Origin of the sequence: Rheinheimera sp. (genome assembly GCF_020217005.1) — a bacterium.
Lineage (GTDB): Bacteria > Pseudomonadota > Gammaproteobacteria > Enterobacterales > Alteromonadaceae > Pararheinheimera.
Genome location: NZ_JAIWOI010000366.1, coordinates 1 through 12,119, shown reverse-complemented (window position 1 = coordinate 12,119; position 12,119 = coordinate 1). Strand labels below are relative to the sequence as shown.

The following is a 12,119-nucleotide window of genomic DNA, read 5'->3' as shown; positions in this document are numbered from 1 at the left end:
TAGGGAGTTTTTAATCCTGCACAACCCCTAAAATGACAATTTGATGATATTCGTGATCGTTCGCTCAGAAATAAAGCAAAACGGGCAAAAAATAATCTTTTTTGCCCGTTTTATTAACAGAAATAGCGATTACTATAGAAATGCTGTTGTTATACCCTAAATTGCCTCACCAGATCTTTTAAATCCAGGCTTAATTGAGTTAAACGTTGGGTAGACTGATTGCTGCCTTTAATAGCTCCCGCTGTCTGATGCACTAACTGGCTAATAGTATTTACATTCTGGTCTACTTCACCGGCTACCGCACTCTGTTGTTCGGCTGCTGTAGCTATGTGCGCATTCATATCGGAAATCTGTGTTATCGAATTGGCAATATCAGTCAGCGCTTGCTGAACCTGGGCCGCCAGATTGATATTCAGTTCTGCCGCTGTTTTACTTTCCTGCACAGCAGCTGTCATTTGTTGAGTGCCTTGCTGCAACTCACCAATAATACCGGATATTTCCTGGGTAGATTTTTGCGTTTGATGCGCTAAAGTGCGGACTTCATCAGCAACCACTGAAAACCCCCGGCCATGTTCACCAGCACGAGCGGCCTCAATGGCGGCATTCAGGGCAAGTAAGTTAGTCTGATCAGCTAGCTTATTAATGATGTTCAGTACATGACTGATATTTTGTGAAGAGCTATATAAAGAGGATGCAACTACCGAACTTTGTTCTATCGTTTGGCTTTGTGTATGAATACTCTCTACTGAGGCTTTCATCAGCTTCATGCCCTGCTGAACTAAAGTTTCAACCTGACCAGTTTCATGATTGGCTTGTTCAGCGCTTTGTGCCACTTCAGCTATAGCGGAACTCATCTCCGTTATAGCTGTTGCGACCATGTCGGTTTCTTGTTGTTGCTGTACACTCTCTTTGGAAATTTGCTGAGAAATACGAGCTACATCCAGCGCACTTTCACTTACCTCAACAGAAGTGACACCCACAGAAGTTATCAACTGACGGATCTTACCGACAAAAAGATTAAAGGCTGTCGCCAGTGCTGCTAATTCATCTTTGCCGTTATAACTTAGTTTGACGGTCAGATCGCCATCGCCTGAAGCTATATCCTGCATAGCAGCTACAACATCAGTCATAGGTTTTACAACTGAACGTGTAACATACCAGCTTAACGCCAACATCAAACCGACAACCAGAAACACTAAAACGGCGAGTTGCATCACCACCTTGTAAAAAGAGGCTTCGACATCATCTATGTAGATACCAGTCCCAACTATCCAACCCCAGGGTTTAAATAACTCAACATGAGTAATTTTGGGTATTTCTTCAGTAGCACCAGGCTTAGGCCAGTTATAGAACACCGAATGTGAACCGTCATCTGCTACACCATCAGCCATATTTTGAAACAAAGGTGCGCCTTGTTTATCTTGAAAACCGGAGACATCCTTGCCATCAAGATCAGGTCTGAACGGATGCATCAGCATGGTCACCTGCTGATCAATGACGAAGTAGTAGTCGTTTTCTTTGTAGCGAAGGGATTTAAGCTCGGCTAATGCAAGCTGCTTGGCTTTTATTTCGTCTAGCTCACCACTGCTCACTTTACTGTGATAGCTATTTACTAACGCAACCGCCACTTCAGACAAATAAAGAGTAGATAGGCGCTTTTCTTCCAGAATACTCTGCTTTAAACCAGAAAGGACTAACCAACACACCAGAATTTGACCAAGAACGGCAACACCTACTATGGCAAAAAGTCGGGTTTTAATACTCAAATTTTTTAGCATGACTTTACCTACGCCAGACCTATCTGTTTGTTTTGTAAAGAATAGGCGTAAGATAGAAAATAGCAAGCTAAGTAAAAGCTAACCAAATTATTACGACAGGATCTGTGATGTGAGCAGGTATTGGATTTTAAGTTTGATACAAGGTTTCTGCTAGAGGAATTAAAAAAAGAAGAGAGTTGGTGCCGGGGGGGGGACTCGAACCCCCACGCCGTGAAGCGCTAACACCTGAAGCTAGTGTGTCTACCAATTCCACCACCGCGGCGCAAAGCGTCGTTGACGGCGTGCATGTTATGCGTCAAGTCGGCAATCGTCAACTGTCTGATGCAAATTTTCAATGGTTTTCACTGCCACTGCTGAAATAATCAGCAAAGTGTGGGCTTTTAGAGCGGTTCATCTATGAAAAAGCAAAAAGGCGAACTAGTGTTCGCCTTTGAATCGGAGGGCAGCAGTGAACTATCAGTACTTGGCCTTTTTGATCAAACCAATCTCTTCCAAACGCTGCATCAGGTAGTCGTTTGAATTGATAGGTTCAGGGTAACGGTTTGGCTGCTCAGCAGTGATACAGCTATCCAGCGTTTCGATGACATAATCCGGATTCGGATGCATAAAAAACGGAATGGAATAACGCGGTTGACCTGCAGCGGCTCCAGCCGGGTTCACCACACGGTGTGTAGTAGACGGCAACAAATGGTTGGTCAAACGCTGCAACATATCACCAATATTGACCACTATAGTACCTTCAATAGTAGTGACAGGTAACCAGCTGCCGTCACGGCGCAGAATTTCCAGGCCAGACTCGTGTGACCCAACCAACAAAGTGATTAAGTTAATGTCTTCATGCTGTCCAGCTCGGATAGACTGAGTCGAAGTATCCTGAATTGGCGGATAATGGATTGGCCGCAAAATCGAATTGCCATAATTCACTTTGTCTGCAAAGTAAGCCTGATCCTGCTTTAAGAACAAAGCCAAAGCTTCCAGTACCGTATTACCTAACTTTTCCAACGCAGAATACAACGCATAAGTCGCTTCTTTAAATTCTGCTACTTCAGCCGGCCACAAGTTTGGATACAAACTTGGATGGGGTGCCGGACCTGACAACTCGCGACCAACGTGGAAGAATTCTTTTAAATCCGGATGGTTACTGTCTTTGGCTTTCTCAACGCCAAATCCCGTATAACCACGTGCTCCGCCCTGGCCTGGCACATGGTATTTTTGTTTTACTTCAGTCGGTAAAGCAAAAAACTTCTTGATTGCTTTGTAGGTATTGTCCACAACTTCATCCGGGATACCATGGCCGCTTATGCCACAGAATCCAAACTCAGTGTAGGCTTTGCCAATTTCGGCAACAAAGCTAGCTTTGTCGGTGGCAAACCGTCTGATGTCCAACGTAGGGACTTGTTGTTGAGTCATAGTTATAACCTATTTAACTTAACGAAAAGAAAAAGCCTGCTATTGCTGCACTCATCAGGTTAGCCAGAGTAGCAGCTAACAGGGCTTTTAAACCCAGCTCTGCAATATCAGACCGACGATTCGGAGCCATAACTCCTAAGCCACCTAACAGAATGGCTATCGACGAGAAGTTTGCAAAACCACATAAAGCGATTGTCACGATAATTTGAGTATGTTCGCTCAGCTGCCCAGCCTTGACGTACTGGATAAAATCCAGATAGGCGACAAATTCGTTAATGACTAATTTTTGGCCGATAAAGCTGCCTGCTAAACGAGCCTCTTCCCAGGACACACCCAAGATAAATGCCAGAGGTTGGAAGATGTAGCCGAAAATTAATTGCAGGGTTAAACCTTCAAAACCAACTAAAGTCCCGACCCAACCAATCAAACCGTTTACTAACGCAATTAAGCCAACGAAAGCCAGCAACATAGCGCCAACGTTGAGCGCCAGCTGTAAACCACTTGCGGCTCCAGAGGCTGCTGCATCAATCACGTTGGTGTTTTTTTCAACTACACCGATATCAGCTAAATCATTTTTTGGAGTTTCAGTTTCCGGCAGTAACAGTTTTGCCATCAGTAAGCCGCCTGGAGCAGCCATAAAACTGGCTGCGATCAAGTATTTCAGTTCAATCCCCATACCGGCATAACCAGCTAGTACAGAACCAGCCACTGAAGACAAGCCCCCTACCATCACCGCAAATAATTCCGAGCGGGTCATAGTAGGGATAAAAGGACGAACAACTAGCGGAGCTTCTGTCTGCCCTACAAAGATATTAGCTGCAGCGCTCATAGACTCAGGCCTGCTGGTACCTAACAGCTTTTGTAAACCACCACCTAACACAGTGATGATGATACGCATCACACCAATGTGGTACAGCACCGCTATCAAAGAAGAAAAGAAGATAATGACCGTCAGCACGTGAATGGCAAAAACAAAGCCATATTTCTGTGCACCCGCATCACCAAACAGGAAGATAATGCCGGATTGAGCGTAAGAGATAATGTTGCCAACAAAGGCTGAAATGCTTAACAGCACATCTTTACCAAAAGGCACGTAAAGCACAAAAGCACCGATAGCCAATTGAATGGCAAAAGCGCCTCCAACAGTGCGCCACTTAATGCTGCTTCTGTTCGCAGAAGCTAAATATGCTGTTACTAAGATGGCAAGAATGCCAACCAAACTCATCATAGTTATTCCTTGGGTATAGGGTCTGGCCTTCAAAGGCGCAGAATTTTTGTTCTTGTGATGCCAAATCCCAGAATAGCATCAAAAGATCAAGTAGTTACAGTTTCCGAGCGGGAGTGTTAACCGCCGTTTCTGGCTTCAAACACTTGTAATTGCTGTTCAGGGGTTGTCTAAACTTGACGTTTTGCCGCGCGATTATAACAGAAATGAAAAGCTTGCAAAGCAAATGTTGCTTTGGTGGGGAGGAGGAAAACCACAGCCTAAGCCACGTTTTGGCTGTGGTTCTCTGATAGATCAGAATAGGTTTACTCTTGTAATAACTGGCGTATCTTGGTTTTGATAATGTCGATAGCAATTTCATTTTTGCCGCCGCGTGTCACCACTAAATCGGCATATTGCTTGGACGGATTAATGAACTCAAAAAACGCTGGGCGAACATAGTTTTCGTATTGCTCAGTAATGGAACTTAAACTACGGCCTCTGTCTTCCATATCACGCTTGATGCGGCGCAATAAACACACATCCAAAGGCGTATCCATAAAGACTGTAATATTAAATTGTTGCCTTAATTTATCGTCGGTCAGTAGCAAAATACCTTCAACCAGCACTACTTTAGCTGGATGCACAGTGATAGTTTCAGCCTTGCGGGTATGGGTTTTGTAGCAATATTGCGGCATAGAGACCGCTTTGCCATCTTTTAACTGCTGCAAATGGGACGCCAGCAGTTCATGTTCAAAAGCTGCCGGATGGTCATAGTTGGTCAGAGTACGCTGATCAAACGACAAGTGTGCCTGATCACGGTAATACGCATCTTCAGCCAATACAGCAATACGTTCACCACCTAATTCAGCTACCAATTCCTGATAGACAGTGGATGCAAACAAACTTTTACCAGAGGCCGAGGCGCCGGCAATAGCAATAATGGTACTTTTAGGCACAGTGTCACTTCTATTCAAAATCTTAACTTAATGCATTATCGCGGATTTTAACTTTTGTATAAATAAAAAATGCCGGTATTGCACCGGCATTTTTAAGTTTCAGGTATTACACCATCAGATTAGAAGCGGTAGTTCACACCCACTTTTAAGCGCCAGGCAGACTCTTGGCCATAGAAATCATCCCATAACGCTCCCGCTGCGCGAGTACCATCAGAGCTGGCTGCACGAGAGCCACCGTAGATATACTTCTTCGAAGTAGGATCTATAGTGAAGTCAACCAGCTCGATAGAACCAAAATCGTCGCCATAGACTTTACCTTTGCTGCTATCCAGCAAATTCAGGAAGTTATCCACTGTCACGTAGAAAGTACCTTTATGACCTTCCATGAAACCAGGGATTTCTTGACGAACACTTAAGTCCATAGTCGTTACCCAAGGAGTTGTACTTACACCTTTAGGCAAATAAGTACCCTGGTACTGGGTTAACCCCAGAGACTCAATCAGACTAAAGAATTCAGCTTTATTTTGCTCAGCTGTTTTAATTACGGTAGTACCATTGTAACTAGGTGCCCAGATCACATTAGCATCTGTCATTGTTGGAATATATGGTAAGAAGGAGTCACCAGTAGTACCTGGACTCAACAAGCCATATGGGTCGCCCAATGCAGTTACGTTGCCATCTAAGTCAGCGCCGTCCATGTAATAGGTAATAGGTTTACCTGAACGACGTTCAAAGAAGATATTGAAGCTGGTGTTGTAACCAGGAACAAATTCATGGTCATATCCCAGATTTAATACAAATCTGTGCTCTGTTTCATAGACTGAACGGCCCAGTAATGATTCGTTACGGTTAATGTTTATATTTAAACCGTAGCTGCTACTTGCCGTTGTGCTGCTTGCTGAGTGAGCTTCAGTTATGTCCTGATTAGTGTAAGAAGCAGTGAAGTAAACGCCGTTGTCATAAGCTTTACTTAAAGCTGTACTAATAACCTTGGCACGACCAGACTCAGAAGCGTTAGTCAACATGTAGTCTTTATTTGCGCCATCGGCATCATTGTAAATCAGACGACCACCGTCTGCAGTTGTACCAGCGATATCTGCCTCAGTAAGACTCGCATCAACCCAAAATGCTGAGTCACGCTCTTTCTTGTACAGATACTCAGTAGTCCAAACATAATCTTCACCTAAACCTGGGATAGCGAAGGTATAATCTGCAGCAAGCTGAGCACGCCAGTCTGAAGGCAGCTTGAAGTTTGGATCGACTAAGTTAGTTTCCTGGGTAGTACCTGTGGCAGTCTGAACCGCAGTTAATAATTGTTGAGGAATATCAACAATATTTACACCTGTCAAAGCAGCTGTGTTGGTTCGGCTATCGGCAACCACAGTATTAACTCCAATACCAGGGTTTGAGTAGGAGTTTGACACCCACACTGTAGGCTGACCACCAGAGAAACGGCCTAAACCACCGCGAATAGTCAGGTCTAAAGTGGCATCCCATTTAAAGGCGAAACGAGGCAGAATAATATCAATACCATCCAGATTTTCGGTATTGTTATAGCCTGTGCGCAACAAACTGGCTGGGTTTTCTTTTGGAGTATCATCGGAGCCTAATCGCTCATAACGCACACCCATATCTAAAGTTAAATCGTCGCGAACAGCCCATTCATCATGCACATACAAAGCATGTTCATTGCGTCCAAAAGCCGCAGCGGCATCAACTGGATTTAAACTAGTTGCATTGGTATATTCGATGCGATTTGCTTTACGATTTTCAAAATCTGCGATGCTACTAAATACGTAAACGCCTTTGGTGTTACGTAAAAATAGGTTGTAGATATCTAATTTTTTAAACTGATAACCGAAAGCGATACTATGATCTTCATACAGATAGTCAGCATCCATAGCCAATATCAAAGTACTCTTATCCAGTTCATTTGAATGACGGTTTAAATCAGATCCCATTGCAATATCACCTAAAGCGCTTGCACGGTCGATTGTCACATCGCCATACTCGCCAAATGATTTTTGCGTAGTCGGGTTATCCATGTACGCCACACTGAATTGAGTTGAAAACTCAGGGGTCCAGTCTGAATACAATTTAAGTGCATAGTTATTTAACTCCTCAACACGGTTGTACCAGTGAGAAGATAAACGTAGCTCACCACTACCGCTAGTCATGTTAGAGGTACGGTTACCTTTAGTGAATTGGTAAGTGAACGCAGCACGATGCTGGTCGTTCATGTTCCAATCTAACTTTAGTAATAACTTCTCGTCATCGGTCACAGGAGACGCATCCCATGTACCGGCATCTATGTTATAAACATCACGTGCGATGCGCTGAATTTCTTGATAATCAGCTAGAGTGGCGGTAGTTTCGTTAGACGCACCGCTACCAGCAGGACCCCATTCAAGTGGAGTATCTGCTTCGTAATAATCGTAAGAGATGAAATAAAACAGTTTATCTTCAACAAAAGCACCACCCAAAGTAGCACCATAAGTGGTTTCATCAAATTTCAGAGGTTTTTCAACACCAGAATCTTTTGGAGTGCCAGCCATACCATCATTCTGAGTTTCATAGAACACACTACCAAAAGTTTCATTTGTTCCAGACTTAGTTACAGCATTGACCTTTGCGCCCTGAAAACCGCTGTCTTTAGCGTGGAAAGGAGAAGTATCAATGGTAATTTGATCAATAGCGTCCAAAGAAATTGGCGAACGGGTGGTTGGATAACCATTTACGTTCAAGCCAAAAGCATCGTTTTGCTCGATGCCGTCAACGCTGATGCTGTTAAATTTAGGGTTCGAACCCGCTACGCTCATAGCGCCATTATTGCCGTCCACTACAGCCAATGGATTGTTACGGACTATATCTTTTATATCGCGGTTGAAACTAGGAGCCTTCGCGATTTGGTCAGCGCCAAAATAACTGCTGCTACCTGTGTTTGTTGCAGCTATTACCGCTCCGGTAACTGCGATACGCTCTACAGATTCTGATTTCAGAGCTTCGTTGATCTGATAATTCTCACCTAACTGCAGAAAAATATTATTTAAGGTTTCATCCGCATATGTATCTGAGTCCACTACAACAGTATATGGACCGCCTACACGCAAGCCTGACGCAACAAAACTACCGGATTCATTAGTAACGACCTGACGGGTAGTACCTGAGGGAACGTGAGTAATGATGATTTTGGTACCTGCAGCAGCAGTGCCTTCAGGTGTGGTAATTTTTCCGCGAATCGCAGAAGACGTGTCAGCAAGTACAGCACCTGAGCCCATGGCTAACGCCACTGCTAAGGCAATATGTTTAATTTTCATATCGTTTTTCACCTGGTAGTTGTAAATTTTATGTTTCAGCCAAGCTGAAAACTTCCTGCTTCCAAATTGGGCGACAACTATAACTAACTTTTATTACGTTTTTCTTACATCAAACCAGTTCACCGTTGAACTAACATCAACTTTGGTTGTCAGGTCTGATTTGTCACGCAAGTGTAACATATGAGCTTTAAAAATCGTACATTTGCTGCGCTTAATCACCAGCATTTTCTATTGAGCACTGAATAACTTATCTGAAAGCAAAATCAGCGCGTAAACTGGGTTTTAGCGCTGATTCAGGATATGCTTGCGGAACCAATGAATCGGTTAACAACATATGAATCATATTTTTTCATCTATTTTAGTCACATCTTTTTTCTCATTCAGTGGGTTAGCTATGGCAAAAGATCAAACACTGACCATCGCCACTTTTAATGTCAGTATGGAGTCCGAGAATTATCTGGAAAGAGGAGCACAAGGTGGACCGCAGGTATTGAGCTCCCTGCTTGCGGAAGGTAAACATCCACAAATCAAAAACATCGCCGCTATAGTGCAACAAACTCAACCTGATATTTTGCTGCTAAACGAATTTGATTACATCGAAGACCCTAAAGCCGGGGTACAGTTATTTATCCGTAATTTTTTAAACAAAGCGCAAAATGCTGATGGCAAAACCATTGATTACCCGTACTTCTATTACGGCACAGTAAACACAGGGCAACCCAGCGGTTTTGATTTAGACAACGATGGCCAGTTAACGAATAAAGGGTCCGACGCCTGGGGCTTTGGTCAGTATCCAGGTCAGTACGGCATGATGTTATTGTCTAAATACCCCATTAATACCAACAAAGTCAGAACCTTTCAGCATTTTAAATGGAAAGATATGCCAGGTGCTTTGCAAACTACTAAAGCAGACGGTTCCCCCTGGTACAGTCCTGAAGCCTGGCAGTTACTCCCTCTGTCGTCTAAAGCCCATTGGGATGTGCCGGTGTTGATCAATAAGAAACCAGTCCATGTACTGATAAGTCACCCTACTCCACCAGTCTTTGATGGTGAGGAAGACAGAAACGGTAAACGCAACCATGATGAAGTGCGGTTTTGGACTGATTATCTAAGCCCGGACAAAGCCAGTTACATCTATGATGACAAAGGTCAAAAAGGTGGTTTGGCAGAAGACAAAAGCTTTGTGATCCTTGGAGACTTAAACTCTTCACCTGTGGAAGGCAATGCGTATAAAGAAGGGATTGGTAACTTACTGATGCATCCGCGGGTTAATAGCAGTTTTACGCCACAAAGTAGCGGCGCTAAAGCTCATAGCCCTGACAGTCCTTATGCTGCAACTCATACAGCAGGATGGCGGATGAGAGCTGATTATGTCTTACCGTCCAAACAAGGCTTTAAAGTGATATCCAGCGGTGTATTTTGGCCAGCAAAAGGACAGCCATTTTATGAACTGGTCGCAGATCGTGCTGCAAGCTCTGATCATCGTCTGGTGTGGGTAAAGTTGAAGCTTACTAAGTGATACACTGAAACGACAAATTGAGGGCAGAATAAAGATATTTTCACTCTACTCTGCCCTCAATTGGATTACTTCTGCTCAGCCAGTGGAGTGCTATAAGCCAGCTCCATATCCCATGGTAGTTGAATCCAGGTGTCCTGCTCTATATCAGTCACATAATGATCCACTAAAGGTTTGCCCTGAGGTTTGGCGTAAACGGTGACAAAACAAGCGGTTGGAAAATGTTCACGTAAAGCTTTTGCTGTTTCACCCGTGTCCACTAAATCATCCACTATCAGCAAACGTGGGCTGTCCGCTAAAGCGGCGTCTTTCAGCACTTTTAATTCACGTTGTTGATCATGGTCGTAGCTGGAGACACAAATACTGTCTACCACTCGAATATTTAATTCGCGCGCCAGAATTGCGGCAGGCACTAAACCACCGCGACTGACTGCAACTATGCTGTCAAAATTGCGGTTTAATAAGCCTTTCGCTAACTCTTTGGTCGCTCTGTGAAAAGCTTCCCATGACACGTAGAACATTTTGTTGCTGGTTAGTGACATAACTGTTCCTTAAACCAGGGCTAATGCGATTTCAACCATCTCGTTAAAAGAGGTCTGACGTAAATCAGCACTTAAAGCTTCGCCGGTACGAATATGGTCGCTGACCGTCATAATAGCGAGCGCTTTAATGCCAAACTCTGCGGCTACGCCGTATAAACCAGCGGCTTCCATTTCAACACCCAATACACCGTATTTTTCCAGGCGATCAAATAAGGTTGGATCCGGGTTGTAGAACAAATCTGAAGTAAATAAGTTTCCCACTTTGACATCAATGTTTTTTGCACGACCGGCAGCTACTGCACGCTCCAGTAAACCGAAATCAGCCAAAGCCGCAAAATCCAGATTGCCGCCCAGACGGTTGCGATTGACATTAGAGTCGGTGCTGGCGCCCATAGCGATCACAACATCACGAACTTTGACATCTAGCGGCAAACCACCACAGGAACCAATACGGATAATGTTTTTTACACCATAAAACTTCACCAATTCAGTGGCATAAATAGACATAGAAGGGATGCCCATACCAGAGCCTAATACGCTGACCTTTTTGCCCTGATAAGTACCAGTGTAACCAAACATATTACGTACTGTGTTAACACAGACAACGTCCTGTAAAAAGGTGTCAGCAATATGCTTAGCGCGCAGCGGATCGCCAGGCATTAATACGGTGTCTGCAAAAGCGCCTTCTGGCGCATTAATATGAGGAGTTGCCATGAGTTACTCTAAATTATGAAGCTAAAAAGGACTGGCCATAAGGCATGGCCGCTAAATCAAAATAGTCGGCCAGAGTCTGGCCCATATCAGCGAAACTTGCTCTTTCGCCTAAATCTTTGGCTGTACGATTTTTGCCATAAAACAGCACAGGCACATATTCACGGGTATGTTCAGTGCCTGGCCAGGTAGGGTCACAACCATGGTCCGCTGTTAACAGTAAAACAGCATCGTCATCCAGGGCAGCCATAATCTCCGGTAGTCTGGTATCAAAGTATTCCAGCGCTTCACCATAACCTATAGGGTCACGCCTGTGACCATAGTTTTGATCAAAGTCGACCAGATTAGTGAACACTATACTGCGCTCTGGCGCTATTGCCATTTCGGCTAGTGTCTTATCCACTAAAGCTGCTAGACCTGTAGCTTTGACTTCTTTGCTGATGCCCTGATGCGCATAAATATCAGCAATTTTACCAATGCTAATGACTATGCCACCTGACTGACTCAGGGTATCCAGCACAGTCGGAGCAGGAGGTAAAACTGAATAATCTTTTCTGTTACCAGTACGGGCATAATTTGTTGCTTCAGTCCCCAGAAAAGGACGGGCTATCACCCTGCCTATATTGTAACTGTCCAGAAGCTCACGGGCTGTTTCACAGAACTGATATAGCTTCTCCAAACC

The 12,119-nt window shown here is 44.1% G+C and carries 9 protein-coding genes and 1 tRNA gene; 1 reads left to right on the top strand and 9 read right to left on the bottom strand.

Annotated elements, in window-relative coordinates; all coding sequences use genetic code 11:
• Positions 1-149 precede the first annotated feature (149 nt).
• The 6 genes from LDL40_RS18200 to LDL40_RS18175 all read right to left on the bottom strand — a co-directional run bounded on the left by LDL40_RS18200 (position 150) and on the right by LDL40_RS18175 (position 8,668).
• Positions 150-1,778 (bottom strand): methyl-accepting chemotaxis protein, encoded by a 1,629-nt coding sequence (locus LDL40_RS18200; protein ID WP_300996890.1) that lies wholly within the window; start codon positions 1,776-1,778, stop codon positions 150-152.
• A 177-nt stretch (positions 1,779-1,955) separates the two neighbouring features.
• Positions 1,956-2,040 (bottom strand) — tRNA-Leu (locus LDL40_RS18195).
• Positions 2,041-2,234: 194 nt separating this feature from the next.
• Positions 2,235-3,188, bottom strand: a complete 954-nt coding sequence (locus LDL40_RS18190) for a 2-oxoglutarate and iron-dependent oxygenase domain-containing protein (RefSeq protein ID WP_300996889.1) — start codon at positions 3,186-3,188, stop codon at positions 2,235-2,237.
• A 13-nt stretch (positions 3,189-3,201) separates the two neighbouring features.
• Positions 3,202-4,416, bottom strand: a complete 1,215-nt coding sequence (locus LDL40_RS18185) for a NupC/NupG family nucleoside CNT transporter (RefSeq protein WP_300996888.1) — start codon at positions 4,414-4,416, stop codon at positions 3,202-3,204.
• Positions 4,417-4,718: 302 nt separating this feature from the next.
• Positions 4,719-5,351 (bottom strand): uridine kinase, encoded by a 633-nt coding sequence (gene udk, locus LDL40_RS18180; RefSeq protein WP_053425248.1) that lies wholly within the window; start codon positions 5,349-5,351, stop codon positions 4,719-4,721.
• 119 nt (positions 5,352-5,470) lie between these two features.
• Positions 5,471-8,668, bottom strand: a complete 3,198-nt coding sequence (locus tag LDL40_RS18175) for a TonB-dependent receptor (RefSeq protein WP_300996887.1) — start codon at positions 8,666-8,668, stop codon at positions 5,471-5,473.
• A gap of 394 nt (positions 8,669-9,062) precedes the next feature.
• On the opposite strand from LDL40_RS18175, the gene LDL40_RS18170 reads away from it, so the two are divergent.
• Positions 9,063-10,187, top strand: coding sequence for an endonuclease/exonuclease/phosphatase family protein (locus LDL40_RS18170; protein ID WP_300996886.1), 1,125 nt, complete (start codon positions 9,063-9,065; stop codon positions 10,185-10,187).
• A gap of 65 nt (positions 10,188-10,252) precedes the next feature.
• On the opposite strand, the gene gpt is transcribed toward LDL40_RS18170, so the two are convergent.
• From gpt to LDL40_RS18155, 3 genes are all read right to left on the bottom strand, one after another.
• Positions 10,253-10,726 carry a xanthine phosphoribosyltransferase gene (gpt, locus tag LDL40_RS18165; protein ID WP_367304346.1) on the bottom strand — a complete coding sequence of 158 codons (474 nt, stop codon included), beginning with the start codon at positions 10,724-10,726 and terminating at the stop codon, positions 10,253-10,255.
• 9 nt (positions 10,727-10,735) lie between these two features.
• Entirely contained in the window at positions 10,736-11,440 is a 705-nt protein-coding gene (gene deoD, locus LDL40_RS18160; protein WP_300996885.1) for a purine-nucleoside phosphorylase, read from the bottom strand.
• 13 nt (positions 11,441-11,453) lie between these two features.
• A partial coding sequence (locus LDL40_RS18155) for a phosphopentomutase (RefSeq protein WP_300996884.1) occupies positions 11,454-12,119 on the bottom strand: 666 nt, incomplete at its 5' end.

Bases quoted from the DNA above. Each gene is read 5' to 3' on its own strand.
- deoD (WP_300996885.1), bottom strand. From the start codon at position 11,440: ATGGCAACTCCTCATATTAATGCGCCAGAAGGCGCTTTTGCAGACACC.
- gpt (WP_367304346.1), bottom strand. From the start codon at position 10,726: ATGTCACTAACCAGCAACAAAATGTTCTACGTGTCATGGGAAGCTTTT.
- LDL40_RS18170 (WP_300996886.1), top strand. From the start codon at position 9,063: ATGGCAAAAGATCAAACACTGACCATCGCCACTTTTAATGTCAGTATG.
- LDL40_RS18185 (WP_300996888.1), bottom strand. From the start codon at position 4,416: ATGATGAGTTTGGTTGGCATTCTTGCCATCTTAGTAACAGCATATTTA.
- LDL40_RS18190 (WP_300996889.1), bottom strand. From the start codon at position 3,188: ATGACTCAACAACAAGTCCCTACGTTGGACATCAGACGGTTTGCCACC.
- LDL40_RS18175 (WP_300996887.1), bottom strand. From the start codon at position 8,668: ATGAAAATTAAACATATTGCCTTAGCAGTGGCGTTAGCCATGGGCTCA.
- LDL40_RS18200 (WP_300996890.1), bottom strand. From the start codon at position 1,778: ATGCTAAAAAATTTGAGTATTAAAACCCGACTTTTTGCCATAGTAGGT.